Source organism: Streptomyces bikiniensis (assembly GCF_000716625.1).
Classification (GTDB): domain Bacteria; phylum Actinomycetota; class Actinomycetes; order Streptomycetales; family Streptomycetaceae; genus Streptomyces; species Streptomyces bikiniensis.
In genome coordinates, this window is the sequence record NZ_JNXJ01000055.1 from 1 (window position 1) to 24,634 (window position 24,634).

Annotated in this window: 19 protein-coding genes; 16 read left to right on the forward strand and 3 right to left on the reverse strand. The window is 73.7% G+C overall.

From position 1 onward, the window contains the following. Positions 1 to 385: 385 nt before the first annotated feature. Positions 386 to 1,297 (reverse strand): LysR family transcriptional regulator, encoded by a 912-nt coding sequence (locus tag OO47_RS29850; protein WP_030210416.1) that lies wholly within the window; start codon positions 1,295 to 1,297, stop codon positions 386 to 388. Positions 1,298 to 1,417: 120 nt separating this feature from the next. Here OO47_RS29850 and OO47_RS29855 point away from each other — a divergent pair, with 120 nt between their 5' ends. Further along, complete coding sequence (locus OO47_RS29855; protein ID WP_078490042.1) at positions 1,418 to 2,437, forward strand: EamA family transporter; 1,020 nt, start codon at positions 1,418 to 1,420, stop codon at positions 2,435 to 2,437. Here the strand turns inward: OO47_RS29855 and OO47_RS29860 are convergent. Then, the gene (locus OO47_RS29860) at positions 2,424 to 3,440 is read right to left on the reverse strand and encodes a helix-turn-helix transcriptional regulator (protein ID WP_051715673.1); all 1,017 of its coding nucleotides are present in this window, start codon (positions 3,438 to 3,440) and stop codon (positions 2,424 to 2,426) included. The genes OO47_RS29855 and OO47_RS29860 overlap by 14 nt on opposite strands. A 283-nt stretch (positions 3,441 to 3,723) precedes the next feature. Here OO47_RS29860 and OO47_RS29865 point away from each other — a divergent pair, with 283 nt between their 5' ends. The 14 genes from OO47_RS29865 (at position 3,724) to OO47_RS29935 (ending at position 21,780) form a co-directional block, all read left to right on the forward strand. Next, positions 3,724 to 4,524 (forward strand): hypothetical protein, encoded by an 801-nt coding sequence (locus OO47_RS29865; RefSeq protein WP_063831948.1) that lies wholly within the window; start codon positions 3,724 to 3,726, stop codon positions 4,522 to 4,524. Positions 4,525 to 4,731: 207 nt separating this feature from the next. Continuing rightward, complete coding sequence (locus tag OO47_RS29870; protein WP_030210425.1) at positions 4,732 to 5,319, forward strand: GNAT family N-acetyltransferase; 588 nt, start codon at positions 4,732 to 4,734, stop codon at positions 5,317 to 5,319. A 272-nt stretch (positions 5,320 to 5,591) separates the two neighbouring features. Further along, a complete protein-coding gene (locus OO47_RS29875) occupies positions 5,592 to 6,176 on the forward strand; it encodes a cysteine hydrolase family protein (protein WP_030210426.1) in 585 nt (194 codons plus the stop codon). Positions 6,177 to 6,205: 29 nt separating this feature from the next. Continuing rightward, on the forward strand, positions 6,206 to 7,234 hold the full coding sequence (gene hypE, locus OO47_RS29880; RefSeq protein ID WP_030210429.1) for a hydrogenase expression/formation protein HypE: 1,029 nt from the start codon (positions 6,206 to 6,208) through the stop codon (positions 7,232 to 7,234). A 29-nt stretch (positions 7,235 to 7,263) separates the two neighbouring features. Continuing rightward, positions 7,264 to 9,657: a carbamoyltransferase HypF gene (gene hypF / locus OO47_RS29885; protein ID WP_051715675.1), complete on the forward strand. Its 2,394-nt coding sequence runs from the start codon at positions 7,264 to 7,266 to the stop codon at positions 9,655 to 9,657. 4 nt (positions 9,658 to 9,661) lie between these two features. Further along, positions 9,662 to 11,098: a diaminobutyrate--2-oxoglutarate transaminase family protein gene (locus OO47_RS29890; RefSeq protein ID WP_234323344.1), complete on the forward strand. Its 1,437-nt coding sequence runs from the start codon at positions 9,662 to 9,664 to the stop codon at positions 11,096 to 11,098. Positions 11,099 to 11,172: 74 nt separating this feature from the next. Continuing rightward, entirely contained in the window at positions 11,173 to 11,880 is a 708-nt protein-coding gene (locus OO47_RS29895; RefSeq protein ID WP_033210761.1) for a cyclase family protein, read from the forward strand. Then, on the forward strand, positions 11,877 to 13,229 hold the full coding sequence (locus OO47_RS29900) for an MFS transporter (protein WP_051715677.1): 1,353 nt from the start codon (positions 11,877 to 11,879) through the stop codon (positions 13,227 to 13,229). Before OO47_RS29895 ends, OO47_RS29900 begins: the two co-directional genes overlap by 4 nt. A gap of 7 nt (positions 13,230 to 13,236) precedes the next feature. After that, entirely contained in the window at positions 13,237 to 14,556 is a 1,320-nt protein-coding gene (locus OO47_RS29905; protein WP_051715679.1) for an amidohydrolase, read from the forward strand. Further along, the gene (locus OO47_RS29910) at positions 14,553 to 15,803 is read left to right on the forward strand and encodes an ATP-grasp domain-containing protein (protein WP_030210442.1); all 1,251 of its coding nucleotides are present in this window, start codon (positions 14,553 to 14,555) and stop codon (positions 15,801 to 15,803) included. Before OO47_RS29905 ends, OO47_RS29910 begins: the two co-directional genes overlap by 4 nt. A 126-nt stretch (positions 15,804 to 15,929) precedes the next feature. Beyond that, positions 15,930 to 18,542 (forward strand): ATP-grasp domain-containing protein, encoded by a 2,613-nt coding sequence (locus tag OO47_RS34245; RefSeq protein ID WP_158708720.1) that lies wholly within the window; start codon positions 15,930 to 15,932, stop codon positions 18,540 to 18,542. Next, on the forward strand, positions 18,539 to 20,038 hold the full coding sequence (locus OO47_RS29925) for an MFS transporter (protein ID WP_051715684.1): 1,500 nt from the start codon (positions 18,539 to 18,541) through the stop codon (positions 20,036 to 20,038). Before OO47_RS34245 ends, OO47_RS29925 begins: the two co-directional genes overlap by 4 nt. Continuing rightward, a complete protein-coding gene (locus OO47_RS29930) occupies positions 20,035 to 21,288 on the forward strand; it encodes an aminotransferase-like domain-containing protein (protein WP_078490044.1) in 1,254 nt (417 codons plus the stop codon). The genes OO47_RS29925 and OO47_RS29930 overlap by 4 nt, the downstream gene beginning before the upstream one ends. 117 nt (positions 21,289 to 21,405) lie before the next feature. Continuing rightward, a complete protein-coding gene (locus tag OO47_RS29935) occupies positions 21,406 to 21,780 on the forward strand; it encodes a nuclear transport factor 2 family protein (RefSeq protein WP_030210448.1) in 375 nt (124 codons plus the stop codon). 316 nt (positions 21,781 to 22,096) lie between these two features. On the opposite strand, the gene OO47_RS29940 is transcribed toward OO47_RS29935, so the two are convergent. Beyond that, the gene (locus OO47_RS29940; RefSeq protein ID WP_030210449.1) at positions 22,097 to 23,143 is read right to left on the reverse strand and encodes a LacI family DNA-binding transcriptional regulator; all 1,047 of its coding nucleotides are present in this window, start codon (positions 23,141 to 23,143) and stop codon (positions 22,097 to 22,099) included. Positions 23,144 to 23,458: 315 nt separating this feature from the next. On the opposite strand from OO47_RS29940, the gene OO47_RS29945 reads away from it, so the two are divergent. Beyond that, on the forward strand, positions 23,459 to 24,610 hold the full coding sequence (locus tag OO47_RS29945) for a Gfo/Idh/MocA family protein (protein ID WP_030210451.1): 1,152 nt from the start codon (positions 23,459 to 23,461) through the stop codon (positions 24,608 to 24,610). Positions 24,611 to 24,634 lie beyond the last annotated feature (24 nt).

The following is a 24,634-nucleotide window of genomic DNA, read 5'->3' on the forward strand; positions in this document are numbered from 1 at the left end:
GGACGGGAGCGGGGGCGGTGGCGGGGGCGGTGGCGGTGGCGCGGTGGTGCACTGATGCTCCTTCCGGCCGTGCGGGGGTGAAGGAAACTTCCAAGGGGACACGGATAGCCGGAAAGTAACTGCCAGGTCAAGGACCCGCGCGGGAATCGCCTGGCGGCGGGCCTGGGTGGAGGGGGTGCGGGGCGCCCGGCGGCGGGCCTGAGCGGAGGGGGTGCGGGTCGCCCGGCGGCGGGCCTGAGCGGAGGGGGTGCGGGTCGCCCGGCGGCGCGGACTTGAGCGGAGAGGGTACGGGGCGCCTGGCGGCGGGCTCGTGGAGCGGCCGTTCGGTGGGGGTCCGTGAAGGGTGTGCGGTGGTTCGTCGGGGTGCCGCCCGGGGCGGGCCCCGTCAGGCCGGTGTCGCTATGGACGGCCAGAGTTCCTGGAGGGTGGCGACCGTTTCGCGGATCGCCGGGCGGCGGGCCGCGCCCGTGCGCCACATCGCGTGCAGGCGGCGCTTCGGCATCGGGTCCAGGCGGATCGGCGTCACCTCCGGCGGCAGTGCCCCGCGCCCCAGGCGGGGGACCAGGGCGACGCCCAGACCGGCCGCCACCAGGGCCACCTGCGTGTGGTTCTCGCCCGCCTGATGGGCGATCAGCGGCTCGTACCCGGTCGCCCGCAGCGTCCGGACGAGCCAGTCGTGGCAGACCGACCCCGGCGGCTGCGAGATCCACCGCTCGCCCGCCAGCTCCTCCCGCCGCACCGAGTCCCGGGCCGCCAGCGGGTGGTCCCGGGGGACCAGGATGTCGCACAGGTCGTCGCCGACGACCGCCTGATCGACCCCCGGCGGGGCCGGCAGCGGTGCGATGTCCCAGTCGTGCGCCACGGCCAGGTCGATCACGCCCCGCGCCACCAGGTCCACCGACAGGTGCGTGTCCACCTCCGAGAGCCGGACGTCCAGGTCGGGGTGGCGCCGGGTCAGCTCCGCGAGCGCCCGGGGCATCAGACCGCGCGCCGCGCTCGGGAAGCAGCCGATCGCGAGCCGTCCGGAGGGCTTCCCGCGCCGCTCTTCGAGCCGTACCTCCGCCTCCTCCATCAGGGCGAGGAGCCGGCTCGTCGTGGCGGCCAACTGGTGGGCCTCGTCGGTGAGCCGGATGCCCCGGCCCTGCCGTTCGAGCAGGGTGGTGCCGGTCTCCCGCTCCAGCTTGGTGATCTGCTGGGAGATCGCGGACGGGGTGTAGCCCAGGGCCTCGGCGGCGGCGCCCACCGTCTTGTGGACGGAGACGGCGTGCAGGGCCCGCAGACGGCCGATGTCCAGCACGGTGACCACCTCGGGGGCCTCGGAGGAGCGTGGGGTGAAGCGCGGGATGAAGCGTTGCTACATCCCATCATGTAGCGATCCGTGCTGGTGCTACACGGTCGCCGAGGGGATCCTCGGACCATGCGCCCCGCACACATCGCCCTGGCAGCGCTGGTCGCCGCCGTCTGGGGAGTCAACTTCGTCGTCATCGAGATCGGTCTCGGCCACTTCCCGCCGCTGCTCTTCTCGGCCCTCCGGTTCCTCGCGGCGGCCCTGCCCGCCGTCTTCCTCGTCGGCCGCCCCAAGGTGGCCTGGAAGTGGATCCTGGGCGTCGGCCTCGTCCTGGGCGTGGCCAAGTTCGGCCTGCTCTTCATCGGCATGGACCTGGGGGCCCCGGCCGGGCTCTCCTCGCTGGTCCTCCAGGTCCAGGCCGTCTTCACGGCCCTGTTCGCCTTCGCCCTCCTCGGGGAGCGGCCGGGCGGCGTCAGGGCGGCCGGCATGGCGATCGCCCTCGCGGGCATCGCGGTCGCGGCGGTCGACGAGGGCACCTCGGGCCCCCTGGCCGGCTTCCTCCTGGTGATCGGCGCGGCGGTCTGCTGGGGCGTCTCCAACGTCCTGACCCGCAAGGCCTCACCGCCCGACGCGCTCAACTTCATGGTCTGGGTCAGCGCCGTGCCGGTCCTGCCGCTGCTCGCCCTCTCGCTCCTCGTGGAGGGCCCCGAGCGGGACCTCGCCGCGCTGCGCGGGCTCGACTGGGCGGGCCTCGGCGTCATCGCCTACGTCGCCTGGGCCGTCACCGTCTTCGGCTTCGGCGCGTGGGGCTGGCTGCTGCGCCGCTACCCCGCCTCCTCCGTGGCGCCGTTCTCGCTCCTCGTCCCGGTCTTCGGCATGTCGGCGGCGGCGCTGTTCCTGGGGGAGGGGATCAGCGGACCGCGCTGGTGCGCGGCGGCGCTGCTCGTCGGCGGCGTAGCGCTGACCTCGCTGTGGCGGGGCTCGCCGTCCCCCGTCCCGCCGGCGGCGACGCCCGCGGAACGGGAGGCGGTCCCCCCGGACCCGCTGCCCGGCGACGGCCCGTCCGCAGGCCTGTCGGACGGCCCGTCCGGCAGGCCGTCCGGCGCCCGGTCCGGCGCTCCGTCCGGCGGCCCGGCTAGTGGCCGCTGAACGGCTCCTTGCTGAGCAGGTAGCCGGCGTGCAGACGGTTGCGGGCCCCGATGCTTTTCATGATGTGGGAGATATGTCGCTGGCAGTTCCGTAGGGAAATTCCGACGACCTGGGCTATTCGTTTGTCCGATTCCCCCTGGGTGAGAAGCGAGATAATGGCGAGCTGAATTTCGGACGTGGCCGCGACCCGGTCGGACCTGCGCTCCTCCGGCGAGAGGTCGGAAGCGGTCGTCCAGACCCGGTCGAAGGCTTCCGCCACGAAAGCGACGACCTGCGGATCCCGTACGACGACGGCGCCTCTCGAGTCGTCGACGAGCGGCAGGATGCCGACCTTGCGGTCGAATATGATGCAGCGCGGAAAACCTCCGGCGAGGGTGCGGAACTGGGCGCCGAGAGGGGTCACCAGGTCCACGTACGAGAGGGTCGCGGGGCTGAAGCGGGCGGTGTGCTGGTAGAGCGTCCGCATCCTGACCCCCCGGCCGAGCAACCGGGTCGTGCGGTCCATACTGTCGGCGAGCACCTCCTCCACGCGGGCGCCGCCCGGCTGCGAGGAGAGCGCCTCTTCGCAGCACTCGTCGGCGAAGCCGGTGATCAGCCGGCGCACGTCGGACAGCTCGTGGACGATCTCCAGCGAGCAGTGGGCGTGCTGGGAGCGCGGAGTGCACAGCTCCAGCTCGTCCAGGCCGCTCCGCAGCTCGTCGACGAGCGCCTGGGTGCGGTTCAGCTCCCGCTGGAGCGGGTTGAGCACCTTCACGCGGGCGAAGTCCACGGGGTGCGGGACCAGGGGCTCCGGGCCGGCGCCGCCGGTGCCCCCGGTGCTCAGGAGCCCCAGTTCGCGCAGGTCCCGGACGGCCTCGTCGGTCTCGTGCGCCGTCAGGCCGAGGGCTTCCGCGGCGGCCCCGGCCGTGCATCCGGGCGATTCCGAGACGAACCGGTACAGACGATCCGCCGATTCGCGCAGCGGTGGAGGGTTAATCGCACCGCTTCTTCCGGTTTCATTCAATGTATCCCCCTGTCATGTTTCCGCCAGGAGCAACATGATCCCAGAGGGGACTGGTCTAGAAACGGCTTTCCGCCCGAGGATGAGCGAAGCGCTGACGACCTCAACGCTCATCCGAAAGGTAGGGGTTTTCCATGGCACGTGCAGCGAGAAACATTCTCGCCATCACGGCTTCCGCGACTCTGTCCTTCCTTCTCGTCCAGGGGACCGGTGCCCAGGAAGAGCGCGCATTCCTCGCCGGATCCGGCCAGAGCAAAGTGATCAACGACCTCGGGTGGGGATGACCATGCCTCGTAGCAAGTCGTACAACACGTACTCCAGCCTCCAGCGTCCCGAGTTCCGCAAGCGCGTGGACGAGCTCCTCCTGAAGTTCGAGCGTGACTTCTACGAGAGGAGCAAGGGCGCGGAGGGCATGCTCGACGCGAACAAGTTCGACATGGACCTCTACAAGCGCCACAACGTGGAGACCATGATCCGGATCGGCCTCAAGCGCGCCGTGGACCCGCTGGTCGCCAACTACTGGGCCACCCGCGACCCGCAGCTCTCCAAGGAGTGGGGCCTGTACGGCGCCGAGGAGGGCCGCCACGACCGCATGTTCGCCGGCGACCTGCACAAGGTGGGCATGACGGACGAGGAGATCTACGCGATCCGTCCGACCTTCGCCACCGAGCTGCTGAACGGCTACTTCTACTACACGCTCGCCACCGAGGGCCCGCTCGCCTCGATGATCAGCGGCTTCTACCTCGAGTACATCGCGGGCAAGACCCAGCCCGACTGGCTCGACATCATGGAGCAGCACGTCGGCGCCAACAACACCAAGGGCGCCCGCGCGCACCTCGCGCTCGACGAGGACGACGACCACGTCGACATGGTCTGGAACATGATCATGCGCGTGATCAAGACCGAGGAGGACGAGGAGCGCTTCGTGGAGCACCTCACGAAGATCAACTCCCTCTTCGTCTCGTACTTCGTGGAGGTCTACGCCGCCACGGTCCTGGGCCTCGGTTCCGACCCGTCGCAGCTGACGCAGGCCGCTCCCGCCGCCGCGGTGCAGACCAACCTGCAGGCCCGGGCCGCCGCGGTCTGACGTTCCGGGTCCGCGGCCCCGGGGGCGGCGACGCCCCGGGACGCGCCGCGGACCCCTCCGGCACCCGAACACCCCCCTGGCGGCACCGGACACCGCGTACCCACGACTCCCGCCCCACGCCGCCCGCCGCGGCGCCGGGCGGCGCGGGCGGCGGTGTCCGGTGTCCCTGCGGGCTGCCCACCGTCCGGCAAACCCACGGGAAGACGCATGCGATACGAATGGCCGCGCGAACTGTCCGAGAAGGACATGCGCGAGATGATCGAGCTGATGGACGCCGTCGCGGTCAAGGAGCAGACCCTCGGCTTCTACGAGCCCGTCGGCCAGGAGAAGGGCCTGCCGCTGATGCGGGCCTTCGACGCCGACCTGCGCAAGGGCGCGATCGACGTCCTCGCGGTCCGTGACGAGGAGGACGACCGGATCGTCGGCATGGTCACCCTCGCCCGGGCCCCGCTGCCGGCCCGCCGGCACATCGTCGACATGCGCCGATGTGTCATCGCCCCCGACCGCAGGGGCCAGTTCCTCCTGGAGGGCTGGGCCGAGGCCCTGCACAAGGCGCGCTCCATGGGCTGCGAGGTCATCACCCTCGAAGTCCGCAGCGACGGCCCCGTCGGCCTCTGGGAGCGGCTCGGCTTCCGCGAGTACGGGCGGCTGCCCGACTACGCCCGCCTCGACGGGCGCGAGGCCGTCACCGGCCACTACCTGTACGCGCGGATCGCCGACGTCCTGGCCCACTTCGAGGCCACCGGCACCTGGCTGCACGAGCCGCGGCAGGAGAGCGCCGCCCTCACGGGCTGACGCCCCTCCCCGTACGACCGTACGAGTCCGCACGGCCCCGTACCAGCGCACGGTCCCGTACGGCTCCGCACGATCCCGTACGACCGCACACCCCCGTACGGGCGCCCCGTGCCCGCCCCGCATCCCCGGGCGCGTACGGCCTCACCCCCTCCCGGACCCGCCCGCGTCCCGCGGGCCGGCGCGCCGCCGCACGTCCCGGAGCACCCCGCCGGCGCGCCCTTCCGCGCGCCCGGCGCCCACACACCCGCACGGCCACACCGAAGGGCACACCCATGTCCAAGATCGCCGTCCTCACCAACGACCTCCAGTACGAGCTCGTGGAGAAGAACCCCGAGCGCGTCGCGGCCGTCGCCGCCGCCACCCCGCACTTCACCGCCTTCCTGGACGAGATCCGCCGCCGCGGCCACCACGTCTTCCACCTCCAGCTCGTCAACGACCCCGACGACCCGAACGCCGAGCGCTACGACGGGCACCTCCCGGTCCAGCGCGGCACCCGCGGCGCCGAGATCATCGAGGACTTCCTCGCCCCCGAGGACGTCGTCATGGAGAAGAGCAAGGACTCCGGCTTCTACGAGACGGACCTGCACGAGCGCCTCCAGGCCCTCGGCGTCGACACCGTCCTCATCACCGGCATGCAGACCCAGATCTGCGTCCAGACCACCGCCGCCGACGCCTTCTTCCGCGGCTACAACATCTGGGTCCCCTCCGACTGCGTCGTCTCCGCACGCCAGGAGGACAAGGACCGCGCCCTGGAGTGGCTGGACGGCTACTGCGCCACCGTCTCCGACTCCGCCGAGGTCATCAGCGTCCTCGACGCCGAGGGCACGCTGCCCCGCAAGAACATCAAGACCCCGTGACCGCGACCCTCCCCGACCCAGGAGCAGCCATGACCGCGAGCACGGCCGGCAGCAGTGACGAGATCCTCCTCGACCACGGCACCGGGGCGAAGCTGAGCCAGGAACTGGTCCAGCTCATCGCCGACACCCTCGGCGACGTCTACGTCGGCATCATGGAGGACAGCGCGATCCTCCCGGTCGAGACCGGACGCATCGCCATGACGACGGACTCCTTCGTCGTGGACCCGCCGTTCTTCGGCAACGGCGACATCGGCAAGATCGCCGTCTGCGGCACGGTCAACGACCTCGCCGTGGCCGGCTCCCGCCCCAAGTACCTCACCCTGGGCCTGATCCTGGAGACCGGCCTGCCGATCGACCGCCTCAAGCAGGTCCTCGTGTCGATCCGCGAGACGGCCCGCGAGGCCGGCGTGCAGATCGTCGGCGGCGACACCAAGGTGGTCCGCAAGGGCGAGGCCGACCAGCTCTACCTCAACACCGCGGGCGTCGGCGTCTTCGAGCGCGAACCGCTCTCCATGACCGACGTGCGCCCCGGCGACAAGGTCGTCCTCAGCGGCCCCATCGGCAACCACACCGTCCACCTGCTCTCCATCCGCGAAGGCCTCGGCTTCGAACAGCGCGTGGACAGCGACTGCGCCCCGCTGAACAACCTCATCGACGGGGTCCTCGACCGGGTGCCGGCCGGCGCCGTCCGCTCCATGCGCGACGTCACCCGCGGCGGACTGACCGCCGTCCTCCACGAGTACGCCGGGAAGCTCGGCCGCACCATCCGGGTCGACACCCCCAGCCTGCCGATCCAGCACGAGACCGCCATGGCGGCCGACATGCTCGGCATCAACCCGCTGCACTGCGCCAACGAGGGCTGCCTCGCCGTCTTCGTGGACCCCGCCGCCGAGGCGGACGTCCTGGCGGCCCTGCGCTCCCTGCCGTACGGCGAGCACGCCGTGACCATCGGCGAGGTCTCCGAGGACACCGAGGTCCTGGTGCTGCTGCGGGACGCCGACGGCCGGGAGACGCAGCTGGAAGAACTCCTCGGGGCCGAACTGCCCCGGCTCTGCTGAGGACCCGACCAGGAAGCGAGGGGATCACCATGAGCACCGTGACGTCTCCGCCGGATACCGCGACCTCCCCGCCGGGCACCGAGGAGTGGCGGCTGCGGGTCACCGGGGTGGTGCAGGGCGTCGGCTACCGGCCGTTCGTCTACAAGCTGGCCCGCGAACTGGGCCTCTCCGGCTGGGTCCGCAACGACCCCGAGGGCGTCCTCGTGGAGGCGTCCGGACCGGACGCCGCCCTGGCCGCCTTCGCCGCGGGGCTGAAGGACCGCGCGCCCGAGCTCGCGCGCGTCGACGGTGTCGTGGTGACCCGGGGGCTCCCCGCGGGCAGCGTGCCCGCGGGCCCCTTCACCATCGTCCACAGCGAACACTCCGGCGCCCGCACCGCCCTGCTCCCCGCCGACACCCACGTCTGCGGCGACTGCCAGGGCGAACTGCGGGACCCGGGCGACCGGCGCCACCGCTACCCGTTCATCAACTGCACCAACTGCGGGCCGCGCTACTCCATCATCCGGGACCTGCCCTACGACCGGCCGGCCACCACCATGGCGTCCTTCACCATGTGCGCGGCCTGCAAGGCCGAGTACGAGGACCCGCTCGACCGGCGCTACCACGCCCAGCCCAACGCCTGCCCCGACTGCGGGCCCCGGCTGCTGCTCACCGACCGGGAGGGCCGCACCACCGAGGGCGACACCGCCCTGCGCGGCGCCGCGCAGGTCCTCGCCGACGGAGGGATCGTCGCCGTCAAGAGCGTCGGCGGCTTCCACCTCGCCGTGGACGCCACCCAGCCCGAGGCCGTCGCCCTGCTGCGCCGCCGCAAGCGCCGCGACTCCAAGCCCTTCGCGGTGATGGTCCGCGACCTGGCCACCGCCCAGCGCCTCGCCGTCCTCTCCGAGGACGAGATCGACGTCCTGCGCTCCCCGGCCCGGCCCATCCTCCTCGCCCGCAAGCAGCCCGACGCCCTGCCCGAGTCGGTCGCGCCCCGCAACCCCAACCTCGGGATCATGCTGCCCTCGGCGCCCCACCACCACCTGCTCCTGGACGAACCCGGCCTGGAAGCACTAGTGATGACCAGCGGCAACATCTCCGGCTACCCCATCGCGTACCGCAACGAAGAGGCCCTGGAACAGCTCTTCGAGATCGCGGACACCATCCTCTACCACGACCGCGACATCGAGATCCGCGTGGACGACTCGGTCGTCCGGCTCTCCGTCCACGACGAACTGGACGCGCCCCTGCTCCAGTTCATCAGGCGGGCCCGCGGCTACGCCCCGTACCCCGTGGACGTCGGCCGCGAGGTGGCGCCCGCCGTCGCCCTCGGCGCCGAGCTGAAGACCACGGTCGCCCTGTCGCACGGCAGCAAGGTCTTCCTCAGCCAGCACATCGGCGACCTCAAGAACGACGAGACCTTCGCCTCCCACCGGCGCACCGCCCGCCACCTCGCCCGGCTCTACGCCCTGGAGCCGCGCCTGACCGCGCACGACCTGCACCCGCAGTTCCGTTCCACCCGGGCGGCGCTCGACGGAGACGGAGAGGGGGCCGGGGCCGGGCGGACCGTGGTCGAGGTGCAGCACCACCACGCCCACATGGCCTCCTGCATGGCCGAGAACCACGTCACCGGCACCACCCTCGGCGTGATCTTCGACGGCTTCGGCTACGGCGAGGACGGCACCGTCTGGGGCGGTGAGTTCCTGCTCGGCGACTACGCCGCCTACCGGCGCGTCGGACGCCTGCGCCGACTTCCCCTGATCGGCGGCGACCAGGCCGTACGCGAACCCGTCCGCACCGGCTACGCCCTCGCCCTCGACGCCTTCGACGGCGACCGGGAGCGGGCCGTCGCCGCCTTCCCCGCCCTCGCGGAACTCGACGGGCAGCAGCGGCACGTGTACGCCACCATGGCCGCCCGGGGGATCAACTCCCCGGCCACCTCCAGCATGGGCCGCCTCTTCGACGGCGCCGCCGCGCTCGCCGGGATCTGCTCCCGCGCCGAGTACGAGGCCCAGGGGCCGATCGAGCTGGAGGGCCTGCTCGCCCGCGACCCCGCCCCGGAGGCGGCGTACCGCTTCGCCGCCCGTACGCCCGAGGGGGAGCCGGGCGGCCCCGTCGAGGTCGACCCCCGGCCCGTGATCCGGGCCATGGCCGACGACCTCGCGGCCGGACTGCCCGCCGACCGGATCAGCCGCCGCTTCCACACCGCCGTCGTGGAGATGGTCCGCGACCGCTGCCGGGCCTTCCGCGAGGAGACCGGCGTGCGGCAGGTCGTCCTCTCCGGCGGCGTGTTCCTCAACGAGTTCCTGCTGCTCAACTGTCTGACCGGGCTGACCGCCGACGGTTTCGACACCTACGTCCACCGGCAGGTCCCGACCAACGACGGCGGCATCGCCCTCGGCCAGGTCATGGTCGCGGACGCCCGTACATCCCCTGGGAAGTGATGACGTGACCACCCGCACGACCGCCCCCGCACCGGACGCCGTCCCCACACCGGACGCCGCGTCCACCCCGGACACCGTCCCCGCACCGGACGCCGCACCGGCCCCGGACGCCGGCCCCACCCCGGACGAGATCTACGCCTACGTCCGGGCCCGCGAATCAGGCGCCCGCACCTATGCGACCGCTTTCGGCCAGGTCCTCCAGGGCGGGCACGGCGCCCGCGTCCGCGACGGACACGGCACCGAGTACCTCGACTGCCTGGCCGCCGCCGGGACCCTCGCCCTCGGCCACAACCACCCGAAGGTCCTGGACCGGGTGCGCGCGTACCTGGAATCCGGCCAGGTGCAGCAGGCCCTCGACCTGACCACCCCCGCCAAGTACGCCTTCCTGTCGGCGCTCTACGAGAAGCTCCCCGGCACCATGGCGGACACCTTCCGCACCCAGTTCTGCGGGCCCGCGGGGGCCGACGCCACCGAGGCCGCGATCAAGCTCTTCAAGACCGCCACCGGCCGCCGCACGGTCCTCGCCTTCCACGGCGCCTACCACGGCATGACCACCGGCTCGCTGGCCCTCACCGGCAACCTGGACGCCAAGGAGCCGGTGGCCTCGCTCATGCCGGACGTGCACCACCTGCCGTACCCCTACGACTACCGCTGCCCCTTCGGCCTCGGCGGCGACCAGGGCGTCCGGGTCGGCCTCACCTACATCGAGCGGCTGCTCACCGACCCCGAGAGCGGGATCACCAAGCCCGCCGCCGTCTTCGTGGAGGCCGTGCAGGGCGAGGGCGGCGTGATTCCCGCGCCCCCCGAGTGGCTGCGCGGACTGCGCGAGATCACCGCCCGGCTCGACATCCCGCTCGTCCTGGACGAGATCCAGGCCGGCTGGGGCCGCACCGGCACCATGTGGGCCTTCGAGGAGGCCGGCATCGAACCCGACGCCGTCCTCGTCTCCAAGGCGGTCGGCGGCGGCTTCCCGCTCGCCCTGCTGCTCTACCGCGACACGTACGACGCCTGGCGGCCCGGCGCCCACGCGGGCACCTTCCGCGGCAACCAGATCGCCCTGGTGGCGGGCGCCGCGGCCCTGGAGGTCTTGGCCGAAGAAGGACTCGTGGAGAAGGCCGCCGTCAAGGGAGAGTTGCTCGGCGGCCTGCTGCGGCGCCTCGCCCTGACCCGTCCGGAGATCGGCGACATCCGCGGCAGGGGCCTGATGTGGGGCATCGAGCTCGTCGACCCGGACGGCGAGGCCGACGCCCTGGGCGCCCGGCCCGCCGACGGCGACCGCGCCCGCCGCGTCAAGAAGGCCTGCCTGGAACACGGACTGCTCCTGGAGAGCGGCGGTCGGCACGGCGCCGTGCTCCGGCTCCTTCCGCCCCTCACCATCACGGAGGAAGAGATCCACGCGGTGGTCGGCGCCCTGGAGAAGGCCCTCGTCGACTGCGCCTGAGGGCGCGTCCGGGGGCCCGCTCCCGGGCGCGGGGCACCACGTGAACAACGCGACGACGTGAAGGAACGAAGCACATGACGACGGCAACCGGTGCCGGGCAGTGGCGGGTCGACTTCGACGCCGAGGTGGTCTTCAGCAACGGCGGCTCCCTGCGGACCGAGGGCTTCCGGCTCGACATCCCCGGTGACGACATCGAGGACGACGAGCTGGGCGAACTCCTCGTGCGCCACCTGGGGCTGCTGATGGTCGGCGGTACGACCATCACCCGCAAGGAGCTGATCCGGGAGCCGCACAAGGGCTCCCGGAACACCGCGGCGGAGGGTGGCGCGCCCGTCCGCCGCACGGTCGACCTGACCGGGCCGGGCACCCGCCTGGACCGGCCCGCCGGGGCGCCGGGGGGCATCGAGGGCCTGGTCGACCTGCCCGTGGCCCTGGTCCGGCTCGTGGGCGCGGACGAACCGGTCGCGGACCGGCTCGCGCTCGCGCCCTTCGCACCGGCCGGGCACGCCGTCGTCGTCCACACCGGCCGCCCGGACGGCCCCTGGCTCACCCCGGACGCCGCCGCGCTCCTCGCCGAGCGCGGCGCCGCCCTGGTCGCCACGGACGGCACCGACCGCGACGGCCCGGCGGCCAAGGCCCTCGCCGAGGCCGGCATCCCGGTCCTCACGGGCCTGACCGGCCTGACGGACCTCCCGGCAGTCGGCACCCGCCTGCACGCGGTCCCGCATCCGGCGGGACACGGAGACGGGGGCGGGGCACGGGTGTACGGGGTGGCCGAATGAGCACCTCGGAGATAGGCACGGGGGCGGTGCCTCCGGCCGGGACGAGGGTTCCGGAGGCACCGTCCCCGGCCGGCGAGGCCCCCGCCCCCGCACGCAAGCCCCGCCGCGAACTCCTCGCCGCCAGTGTCGGGTCCGTCGTGGAGGCGTACGACTGGACGATCTACGGTGTGCTCGCGCCGTACTTCGCCGAGCAGTTGTTCCCCGGGTCCTCGCCCACCGCCCGGCTGATCGCCGCCTACCTCGGCTTCGCGCTCGGCTTCCTGGTGCGGCCGCTCGGCAGCGTCGTCATCGGGCGGCTCACCGACACCCGGGGGCGCCGCTTCGGGCTCACCCTCACCGTCGGCCTGATCGCGGCCGGTTCGCTGCTCCTGGCGGTGGTCCCCGGCCACGCCTCGATCGGGATCGCGGCCCCGCTCCTCGTGGTCGCCGCCCGGCTTGTGCAGGGCCTGTCCGTCGGGGCCGAGAACCCGAGCGCCGCCGCGTACGTCACCGAGACGGCCCCCGGCCGCAGCCGGTACTTCTACAGCGCCGTCTCCTACGGCGGCGTGGTCCTCGGCAGCGCCCTGTCGTTCGTCGTGCTCGCCGTCCTGCTCGGGGTGTTCGGGGAGGCGGGCGTCGAGGACGGCGCCTGGCGCCTCGCCTTCGTCTTCGGCGCCCTGCTCGGCCTGACGGCCCTGTGGATCCGGCGCGGCGCGGCCGAGAGCGAGGTCTTCGCCGAAGAGTCGGGGAAGCGCGGCGGGGCGAGCCCCTGGCCCGTCCTGCGGGCCCACCTCGGCCCGCTCTCCGTCGTGTTCGCGATCACCTCCGGCGCCACCACCGTCTTCTACTTCCTCACGGTCGACTTCCCCGCGTACGCCGCCGACGCGGGCGCCGCCACCAAGGAGGAGGCCTCCGGGGCCCTGCTCCTCGGCATGGTGGCCCTCCTCGGCGGCATGCTCGCGGCGGGGAGGGCGGCCGACCGGTTCGGGGCCCTGCCCGTCCTGCGCACCGGCTTCGCGGGGCTCGCGCTCGGCTCCGTACCGCTGCTCGCCGGCATGGTCGCGGGCCGCGTGCCCGTCCCGGTCGTCACGGTGGTGCTGCTGTTCCTGCTCGCCCTGCCCCTCGCCGTCAGCAACGTCTTCGCGGGGCAGCTCTTCCCGCCCGCCGTCCGGGCGGTCGCCGTCGGCCTGCCCGCCGCCCTCGCGATCAGCCTCTTCGGCGGCACCTTCCCGGCCCTCGCCGAGTGGCTGCGCTCCACCGGCCACGGCGGCTGGGTGCCGTGGTGGCCGGCGATCACCTGCGCGGCGGCGCTGCTCGCCTCCTGGGGCGTGCGCGAGCACCCCCGTCCCGACACCCCCGTCTCCGAGTGAGGACGCCATGGACTCCCTGACCGCAGTGCTCGACGCGCTGGAACCGCTGTTCCCCGCCCTGGAGGCCGACTACAAGGACCTGCACGCCCACCCCGAGCTCGCCTTCCAGGAGAAGCGCACGGCGGCCCTGGTCGCGGAACGGCTCGCGGCGCAGGGCGGCTGGGAGGTCACCACGGGCGTGGGCCGCACCGGCGTGGTCGCCGTCCTGCGCAACGGCGGGGGCCCGACGGTCATGCTCCGCGCCGACATGGACGCCCTGCCGGTGAAGGAGGCCACGGGCCTGCCGTACGCGAGCACGGTGACCGCCACCGACGACTCCGGCACCGAGGTCCCGGTGATGCACGCCTGCGGCCACGACCTGCACGTGGCCGCCCTGCTCGGGGCGTGCGCGCTGCTCTCCTCCCGCACGGACCACTGGAAGGGCACGGTCGTGGCCGTCTTCCAGCCCGGCGAGGAGAGCGGCTACGGCGCCCGCGCGATGGTCGACGACGGCCTCTTCGAGCGCTTCCCGAAGCCGGACGTCATCCTCGGGCAGCACGTCGGGCCCGGCCCGGTCGGCCTCGTCGCCACCTGCCCCGGCACCGTCATGGGCGCCACGGACTCCCTCACGGTCAAGCTCTTCGGCCGCGGCGGCCACGGCTCCAAGCCGGAGTCGGCCGTGGACCCGGTCCTCATGGCCGCCTCCCTGGTCCTGCGGCTCCAGACCATCGTGTCCCGCGAGACCGCCGCCCAGGAGCCGGTGGTGGTCACCGTCGGCAAGCTGCACGCGGGCACCACGGCCGCCGTCATCCCGGACACGGCCGAGCTCGGCATCAACGTCCGCACCAGCTCGGCCCCCGTCCGCGACAAGGTCCTCGCCTCCATCGAGCGCCTGGCGAGGGCGGAGTCCGACGCGGCCGGAGCGACCGCCGAGCCGGAGATCACCTCCGTCTACCACCTGCCGATGACGGTCAACGACACGGCCGCCGCCGAGCGGGTCGCCGACGCGCACCGGAAGGCCTTCGGTGACGCGGCCGTGATGACGATGGGCCCGACCACGGCCAGCGAGGACTTCGGCATCCTGGCGACGGCGGCGCAGGTGCCGTCCGTGTACTGGTTCTGGGGCGGCCTCGACCCTGAGGTGTTCACGGCCGCGTTCGCCGCCGGGCGCCTGGACGAGGACATCCCGCAGAACCACGCCCCCACCTTCGCCCCGCAGTCGGGCCCCGCCCTGGTCGTCGGCGTCCGCTCGATGGTGGCGGCGGCCCTGTCCTGGCTGGCGGACGAGGCCGGCGAGTCCGGGGAGAGGGGCGCGGAGGAGACGGGCGCGGCGGGGGCGGAGGCATGACCACGACCCGCCCGCACGTGACGGTCCTGCACCGCTGGCGGGACACCCACGCGCTGTACGCCGACTACGTCGACCACGCCACCCACCGGGTCACGTACATCAGCACCGAACTCGGCCGGGCCTCCGTACCCGGGGACGCCGAGGCCGTCGTCACCGTCGGCCTCACCGACGACCTGCCCGCCGTACGGGCGGCCCTCGCCGGGCTGGTCGGGCGGTACGGCCCGCCGGAGGCGCTGGTCGCCCTCAACGAGGGCGACCTCGACACGGCGGCCCTGGTCCGCGAGGAGTTCGGGATCGCCGGGCAGACCCCGGAGGAGCTGGCGGTCTTCCGCGACAAGCTCCTGATGTGCACGACGGTGGCCGCCGCCGGCCTCCCGGTGCCGACGCTCGCCCACGTCCCCGACACCGACGCCGTACGGGAGTTCGGGCGTACGCACGGCTGGCCGCTGGTCTGCAAGCCGCACCGGGGCACCGCCAGCAGGGGAGTGGTCCGGCTCGACTCCGAGGCCGACCTGGACGCGCACCCGGACCTGGCCGCGGACCTCGCGGCCGAACCGTTCCTCGCCCAGACGTACGTGGACGCCCCGATCCTGCACATCGACGGCCTGTGGGAGGGCGACCGGCTCGGCGGCTGGACCGCCTCCCGCTACGTGGGCGGCACCTGCGCCGACTTCACCCAGGGCAACTGGCTGGGCTCGGTCGAGGAGGACGACCCGGTGCTGCTCGCCGCCGTGGAGCCGTTCGCCGCCGCCGTCGGGGCCGCCCTCGGCGGGGGCCGGCCGTGGGTCTTCCACCTGGAGGCGTTCGTCACCCGGGGCGCGGACGGCGGCCCCGCCCCGGTCTTCCTGGAGTGCGGGGCCCGGGTCGGCGGCGGCGAGATCCCCTTCACCTGGCGGGACGTCCACGGCGCCGACCTGATGGCCGCGGCGGCCGACATCCAGCTCGGCCGGGTGCCGGTCCTGCCGGTCCCGAAGACCGGCGAGGTCGGCGGCTACCTGCTCCTGCCGCTGCCCGTCCCCGCGCCCTGCCTGGTCGAGCGCGCCGACTGGACCGCGCCGCCGGCCGGGGACCGCATGCCGTACGCGGTGCTGCACGTGCCCGTCGGCCAACGGGTCCCGCCGATCAGCGGATACGAGCACGTCGGCACCCGCTTCCGCTTCCGCGGCCCGTCCACCGCCGCCGTGGAGGAGGCCATCGAGGCCTCCGCGCACGGCTTCCGGCTCACCTGCACGCCCCTGGACACGTAACCGGTCCGAGCCCCGGGCCGCACCCGCACCACCCGCACCACCGGGCCCCGCACCACCCGTACCGCCTGCCGCACCCCGGCCCCACGCACCGCCCCGCATCGGAAAGGAACACACACCGTGTCCGTCATGACCACCGAACGCCCGCGCGTCATCCTGGTCGGCAGCCGCATCCGCCAGTACCGGGAGTACGCGCTCGCCTCCCTCGCCGCGCGGTACGAGGTCACCCTGATCGCCCCCGAGGCGCCCGGCTGGCAGGCGAAGTACGTCGACACCCACCGGATCGCCGACACGACGGACGCGCACAAGCTCTTCCCCTCCGTCGCCGACCTGCGCGGCGAGGTCGCCGAGGCCGCCATCGTCACCTGGGACGAGTGGTCGCTGGCCGCCGTCTCCTCGGTGGCCGCCCGCCTCGGCCTGCGGGCCATGGACCCGGCCGCCGCCAAGATCTGCCGCGACAAGTACGCCACCCGGCAGGCCCTGGAGGCCGCCGGGATGGCGGCCGTCCGCCACGCCCCGGCCGCGAGCGAGGACGAGGCGGTCGCCGCCGCCGAGGCCATCGGCTTCCCCGTCGTCGTCAAGCCCCGCACCCTCGGCGGCAGCTTCGGCGTCATGGTGGCCCGCGACGCCGACGGCCTGCGCCAGGCCTACCGGCTCGCCGCCGCCAGCCGCCTCCAGGGCGCCGGCACCGCCGACACCGTCCTGGTCGAGGAGTACGTCGAGGGCCCCGAGCTGAGCGTGGACAGCACCGTCGTGGACGGCGTCGTCACCCCCGTCTGCGTCGCCCGCAAGCGCCTCGGCCCCCAGCCGTACTTCGAGGAGGTCGGCCACCTGGTCACCGGCTGGAAGGACGAGCCCTGGGCCGAGGCCGTCGTGCAGCTGGTCAGGGACTCCCACCGGGCCGTCGGCGTCGACTACGGCGTCACCCACACCGAGCTGCGCGTCAGCGCCGACGGGCCCCGCCTGATCGAGCTGAACGGGCGCCTCGGCGGCGACCTCATCCCGCACGTCCACCAGCTCGCCACCGGCATCGACCTGGCGGTCGCCGCCGCCGAGATCGCCTTCGAGCGCGTCCCCGACCTCACCCCCACCCGCGCGCTCAGCGGCGAGATCCGCTTCCTCTACCCCTCGTACGACGGCACCATCGACCGGGTCGTCCTGCCCGACCCGTCCGAGGTGGACGGCCTGGTGGAGGCCGTGGCCCTCGTGGAGCCCGGCGACGAGCTCCAGCTCCCGCCGCGCGGCCTCACCCCGCGCTCGGCCGCCCTCATCGCCGTCGGCGAGGACCCGGTCGAGACCCGCCGCGCCCTGGACCGGGCCGAAGGGCTCTCCCGCACCGAGGTGACCGGCGCGAGCACCCACAAGCTCGGCGCCCGCGTCGAGAACGCCGTCACCCGCCGCTTCTTCGACCACGAGCGCACCGCCGCCCGCATGACGGTCTCCGGCGTCCGGGGCGTCGAGTGGTTCCGCTACGGCGCCGGCGGCGGCGAGGGCCTCAACCGGCCCGTCTTCCTCAGCGCCGAGGACGTCGCCGGCCTCGAACGCGACCTGAACGGCCTCTTCGAGCTCCTGAAGTCCGTCCCCGGGCGCCTCTTCGGCGGCGACCTGCGCGCCTTCGCCAAGGCCGTCGGCATGAGCGACACCCAGGCCGACCTGGTCCTGCGCGGCGCGGTCGAGGAGATCCCGCCGCTGTCCCGCGCCGACCTCTACCGCGAGACCGGCGGCTTCCGCCTCATGGAGCTGAACACCGGCACCTCGCTCGGCGGCTGGCAGATGGGCGAGTTCGCCCGCGCCCTGATCAAGGACGAGGAGTTCGCCGCCTTCGCCGCCGCCGAGGACCTGGTCTACCCCGACCCGCTGGCCCGCATCACCGACGTGCTGCGCCGCCAGGCCCCCTCCCTCGCCGGCGTCGAGCGCCCGCTGCTCGCCATCACCGACTGGCCCGACGGCTTCGAGAAGTCCAGGTGCTGGATGGAGTTCGTCGTCCCCGCCTTCAAGGACCTCGGCTTCGACCCGGTCGTCTGCCACCTCGGGGACTTCACCTACGAGGACGGCGGGGTCGTGTACGACGGGCGGCGCGTCGACGTCGTCTACCGGCTGTTCCTGCCCGGCGAGATGCCGGACGAGCCCCGCACGTACGAGCTCGTCAACCCGCTCCTGGACGCCGCCGAGGCCGGACAGGTCGAACTGTTCGCCTCGCTGGACTGCGAGCTGTACGGCAACAAGGGCAGCCTCGCCATGCTCAGCGACGAGCGGAACCGGGCCGCCCTCACCGAGGAGGAGCGTGACCTGGTCGACCGGATCCTGCCCTGGACCCGCTTCGTGCGCGACGAGAAGGTCACCTTCGAGGGCGAGAAGATCGACCTCCTGCCGTACGCCGTCGCCAACAAGGACCTCCTGGTCCTCAAGCCGACGCTGCTCTACGGCGGCGTCGGCGTCACGCCCGGCTGGACCACCGACCAGAAGGAGTGGGTGGAGAAGCTGCACCAGGCCGTCGGCGGGCCCTTCGTCCTCCAGCGCCGGCTGCTGCCGACCACCGAGCGGTTCCTCTCCGAGGACGGCGTCACCACCGAGGACATGGCCGTCGCCTACGGCACCCTCATGGTCGACGGGAAGTACGCCGGCACCCTGGCCCGGGGCGTCACCGACCCGGCCGTCGGCATCGTCAGCATGCTGCGCGGCGCCCAGATCGGCTGCGCCTTCCACGTGGCCGACCCGGCCTCCCGCGAGGAGGAAGCGTGACCGGGTCGCAGGACTCGCACGGCCCGCACGACCCGCACGACGCGAACGGATCGGACAGCTTGAACGGCTCCAACGGCTCGAAGAGCCTGAACGGCTCCAACGGCTCGGACAGTTCCAGCGGCTCGACGGAACCGGCCGACCCCACCGGGTCGGCCGGTCCGGCGGCCCCCGGCGACGGCGCACCCGCCGCCGCCGGGGGGCGCGAGCGCGGGGCGCTCTGGCGCGACGCAGAGTTCATGAAGTTCTGGACGGGCGAGGGCATCTCCCAGATCGGCGCCCAGGTCACCACCCTGGCGCTGCCCCTGACGGCGGTGCTCACCCTGGACGCGTCCTCCTCCCAGGTCGGCCTGGTGAACGCCGCCTCCTACGCCCCGTTCCTGCTCGTCACCCTGCTCGTCGGGGTCTGGGTCGACCGCGTCCGCCGCCGCCCGCTGATGATCACGGCGAACGTGGGACGCGCGCTGCTCGTCACGGCGGTGCCCCTGCTCGCCGTGGCGGACCTGCTGCGCATCGAGTTCGTGTACGTGGCGGCGCTCCTCATCGGGGCGCTCACCGTCGTCTTCGACGTCGCCTACCAGTCGTACCTGCCGACCCTCATCGGCAAGGAGCACCTGGTGGAGGGCAACAGCAAGCTCCAGGGCACCAGTTCCCTCGCGCAGATCGGCGGCCCCGGCCTCGCCGGTCTGCTCATCGGCTGGGTCACGGCGCCGTACGCCCTGCTCATCAACGGCGCCTCGTACCTGGTCTCGGTGGCCACGCTGCTCGCGGTCCGCAGGCCCGAGCCGCCGCCGGTCGTGCCCGAGCGGCGCACCGGCCTGTGGAAGAGCGTCGGCGACGGCATCCGCATCATCCGGGACAGCGCCCACCTGCGGGCCTGCGCCCTGCAGTCCGGCCTGTACAACTTCTGCTGGATGTCGCTCCAGACCGTCTTCGTGCTGTACGCGGCCCGGCGCCTGGACCTCTCCCCGGGGACGATCGGCCTGCTGCTCGGCACCGGCGCGGTCGGCTCGCTCGGCGGCTCCCTGGTGGCCCGGAGCCTCAAGCGGGCGATGGGCCTCGGGCCCGCGATCCTGGGGGCGCTCGTGCTGTGCTGCGCGGCCCCCGTGATCATCCCGCTGGCCCCCGCGAACGACGGGATCCTCACCCTCGTGCTGTTCGTCGCCGCGTTCGCGCTGATCGGCGCGGGCGGCACGATGGCCAACATCCACATCATCAGCCTGCGCCAGTCGATCACCCCGGACGAACTGCTCGGCCGGATGAACGCCGGCTACCGCTTCGTGTCCTGGGGGATGCTCCCGCTCGGCGCGCTCGTCGGCGGCTGGCTCGGTGACCTGATCGGCCTGCGCGAGACGCTGTTCGTGACCGCCGGGGCCTTCCTCTCGGCGGTCCTCGTGGTGCTGCTCTCCCCGGTCTGGCGGCTGAAGGACTTCCCGCCGCAGATCGGCGCGGAGCCGGAGGCGCCGGAAGGATCGGAGAAGACGGCGGTGGGGTCATGACGGGTGACGGCGACGGGACCGTGACGCGCGACGGCGGCGAGGGCGCGGCGGAGGGGGACTTCACGCGCCTCCTCGCCCGCCGCACCTCCTGGGGTCGCTCCGACGCCATCGACCGCATCCTGTCGGCCGCGAACGCGCCGGGCGTCCTGTCGATGGCCGGCGGCATCCCGGCCCCCGACAGCTTCCCGGTGGCCCGCCTCGCGGAGGTGACGGACCGGGTCCTCTCCCGGTCGGCCGCCTCCGCCCTCCAGTACGCCCCGACGGCCGGTACGGCGGCGATGCGGGAGGCGGTGGCCCGGCGCGCGGGCGAGACCGGCGCTCCGGTCGGCCCGGAGCGGGCGATGGTCACCGGCGGCAGTCAGCAGGGCCTGGACCTGGTGGCCAGGACCCTCCTGGACGAGGGCGACCTGGTGGCCCTGGACGACCCCAGCTACCTGGGCGCCGTCCAGTCCTTCCGGGGCGCCGGGGCCCGGCTCCTGCCGCTGCCCACGGACCGCGACGGCATGCGGACCGACGTCCTCGCGGAACGGCTCGCGGCCGGCGCCCGGCCCAAACTGGTCTACGTCGTGCCGCACTTCCACAACCCCACCGGCGGCGTCCTCACCACGGAGCGCCGCCGGGAGCTCGCGGCCCTGGCCGACCGGTACGGCTTCCTGATCGTCGAGGACGACCCGTACGGCGACCTGGCGTTCGAGGGGGAGCGGCTGCCGTCCACGGACGTGCACGGCGACCGGGTGGTCCGGCTGCTGAGCCTGTCGAAGACGCTCTGCCCAGGGTTCCGGGTGGCCGGACTCACCGCCCCGGCGGGCCTGCTGGGCGAACTGGTGGCGGTCAAGCAGAGCAGCGACCTCCAGACGAACACCTTCGGGCAGTACGTCCTCGCCGAACTCCTCGGCGACCCGGCGTTCCTGCCCGCCCACCTCGCCCGGCTGCGCACCCTGTACGGGGGCAAGGCGCGGGCGACGGCGGCGCTGCTGCGCGAGCGGCTGCCGTGGCTGGGCTTCGAGGACCCGCGCGGCGGCCTGTTCTTCTGGTGCTCCGTGGACGACCCCCGGGTCACCTCGGACCTGCTGTACGAGCACGCCCTGGCCCAGGGGCTCGCGCTCGTGCCCGGGGCGCCGTTCTGCATCGAGCAGGACGGCTCCCGGCTGCTGCGGCTCTCCTTCGCGACCCTCGACGAGGAGCAGCGGCGGGAGGGCGTCTCCCGCCTGGCGACGGCCTTCGACAAGGCGCGGGCCGACGCGTACTGAACCATCCCTTCCCGAGGACCGCACACGCCCCACCGGTGCGCGCCGAACCACCCTCCCGGCGCGCACCGCCCCGCACCGCCCCGCCCTTCCGACGACACGCAACGAAGGAGCACGGTCATGACGGCACGCACACACCCCTCGGTGACCGCCGACTCGCTGGTGGCCCGGCTGTTCCAGGTGGTCGACTCCCGCTCGTGGGACGCGCTCGGCGAGGTCTTCGCCGACGACGCGGTCTACGAGCGCCCCGGCTACCCGGCCCTGGAGGGCCTGGCCCGCATCCGCCACTTCTACGAGCACGAGCGGATCATCGCCTCGGGTGCCCACGAGGTCGACCAGGTCACCGGCGGCCTCGCCGCGGCGGCCTGCTGGGGCCGCTTCCGGGGCGCGAGCCGCGACGGCACGGCCCTGGACGAGGGCTTCGCCGACACGTACCTGGTCCGGGACGGCAAGATCGCGTACCGGAGGACGTACTTCTACCGCGCGGCGATCTGACGCGGGACCCGGGCCAGGCCGGTCCGCCCCGCTCACCGGCAGGCCCCGGTCACCGCCCGCCGGGGAGCCGACTCGGTTTGCAGCTCCCGGGCATGACAGGGATACGGGGAGGGGGCGGGGGCGGGCCAGGGAGCCTGCGCCGCGCGGGGCCCCGCCGGGGCGGCCCCCGCGGGAGCCGGTGACCTTGCCGGGGCGGGCGGCTCTCCCGGGACTCGCATCCCCCCGGGACCCGCGCCCCCGGGACTCGCATCCCCCCGGGACCCGCGCCCCCCGGGACCCGCGCCCCTCCCGGAACCGGCGGCCCCGTCGGAGCCCTCTACCCCCGTACCGCCCCCGTCGTCCCCCGTACCACCAGCTCCGCCGGGATCGTCTCGCGGCCGTCCGGCGGGAGTTCCGCCGCGTCCGTCGCCAGGTGGCCCGCCCGGGTCCCCGCCTCGTGCAGCGGGAGGTGGACGGTCGTCAGGGGCGGGACCGCGTCCAGGGCGCACGGCAGGTCGTCGAAGCCCGCCACGGACACGTCGCCGGGGACGTCCAGGCCCCGTTCCCTCAGGGCCGCGCAGACGCCGAGGGCCACCGTGTCGTTGGAGGCGACGATCGCCGTCAGGTCCGGTTCGCGGGCGAGGAGTTCGGCCGCCGCCGCGTGGCCGGAGGCCCGCTCGTACGGGCCGTGGACCGTCGGTCCCTCCGGGACGCCCGCCGCCGCGAGCGCCTCCCGGTGCCCCTCCATGCGGTGCCGGGTCGTCGTCCGGTCGGCCGGCCCCGCCACGTAACCGATCCTCCGGTGGCCGAGGGCGAGCAGGTGCTCGGTGAGCCGGCGCGCGCCGGTCCGGTGGTCGAAGACGAGGGCCGCCGCGTGCGCGTCGCCCTCCACCGGCGGGCGCCCGCAGAGCACGACCCGGGTCCCCGCGTCCGCCAGCCTGGACAGCTTGGCGGCCGTCGCCGCCAGCCGCTCCGGGTCCTCCAGGGAGCCGCCCATGAGGATCACGGCGGCGGCCCGCTGCCGCTGGAGCAGCGTGAGATAGGTCAGCTCGCGCTCGGGGGAACCGCCGGTGTTGCAGACGACGGCGAGCTTCTCGCCCCCGCCCCGCCCGGACGAACCCGCTCCGATCGCGGTCTGCGCCGCGCTCGCCATGATCCCGAAGAAGGGGTCCGCGATGTCGTTGACCAGCACGCCGACCAGGTCGGACGTGGCGGCGGCGAGGGAGCTCGCGGGGCCGTTGAGGACGTAGTCGAGGTCGGCCACGGCCTGCAGCACCCGCTCGCGGGTGGACTCGGCGACCGGGTAGTTGCCGTTGAGGACGCGGGAGACGGTGGCGGGGGAGACCCGAGCGCGGGCGGCCACGTCCGCCAGGGTGACGGTCATCGCGTGCGTACCTCCGGGGCCTTGTGGGGGGCGTTGTCCGCAGGCTAGCGTTCCCGCCTGTAGAAAGCGCTTTCTATCGCACGTGGAGCACCGGACGCCCGCGCACGGGGCACCCGCACGCCCGCGCGTGGGACATCCGGGCGACCGGCACGGAACAGCCGCACGCCCGCGCGTGGGAGACCCGCACGCCCGCGCGCGGCACACCCGCACGACCGCGCGTGGGACCCCCGGGCGCCCGCATGCAGGACACCCGTACGACCGCGCGCGGGACCACTCGGGGATCGCGTACAGGGCACCAAGGAAGAGGAACCCTCCATGACACGCAGGACCGTCCGCATCGCCATGAACGGCGTCACCGGCCGCATGGGCCACCGCCAGCACCTCGTCCGCTCGATCCTCGCCCTGCGCGAGCAGGGCGGCCTCGACCTCGGGAATGGCGAGACGCTGTGGCCCGAACCCGTCCTCGTCGGCCGCCGCGAGCCCGCCCTGCGCGCCCTCGCCGGGCGCCACGGCCTCACCGAGTGGTCCACCGACCTCGACGCGGTCCTCGCGGACGACACGGTCGACGTCTACTTCGACGCCCAGGTCACCTCCGCCCGCGCCGACGCGATCCGCCGCGCCGTAGCCGCCGGCAAGCACGTCTACACCGAGAAGCCGACCGCCGGGGACCTCGCCGAAGCCCTCGACCTCGCCCGGCTCGCGACCGAGAGGGGGATCAAGCACGGCGTGGTCCAGGACAAGCTGTTCCTGCCGGGCCTGCGCAAGCTCAAGCGCCTGGTCGACGGCGGCTTCTTCGGCGAGATCCTGTCCGTACGGGGGGAGTTCGGCTACTGGGTCTTCGAGGGCGACTGGCAGGAGGCCCAGCGCCCCAGCTGGAACTACCGCGCGGAGGACGGCGGCGGGATCGTCGTCGACATGTTCCCGCACTGGGAGTACGTGCTCCACGAGCTCTTCGGCCGGGTCACCTCCGTCAGCGCCCACGTCGCCACCCACGTCCCGCGCCGCTGGGACGAGCACGGCAAGCCCTACGAGGCCACCGCCGAGGACGCGGCGTACGGGATCTTCGAGCTGGAGGGCGGGGCCGTCGCCCAGATCAACTCCTCCTGGACGGTCCGCGTCCACCGCGACGAACTGGTCGAGTTCCAGGTCGACGGCACCCACGGCTCCGCCGTCGCCGGGCTGCGCGGCTGCCGCGTCCAGCACCGCTCGGCCACCCCGAAGCCGGTCTGGAACCCGGACGTCCCGGTGACCGAACCCTTCCGCGACCAGTGGCAGGAGGTCCCGGACAACGCCGACTTCGACAACGGCTTCAAGGCCCAGTGGGAGCTGTTCCTGCGCCACGTCGTCCTGGACGAGCCCTACCACTGGGACCTCCTCGCGGGCGCCCGCGGCGTCCAGCTCGCGGAACTGGGCCTGCGCTCGGCGACGGAGGGCCGCCGACTGGAGGTCCCGGAGGTGACGCGGTGACGCCGGCGCCGGGCCCGAAGGACC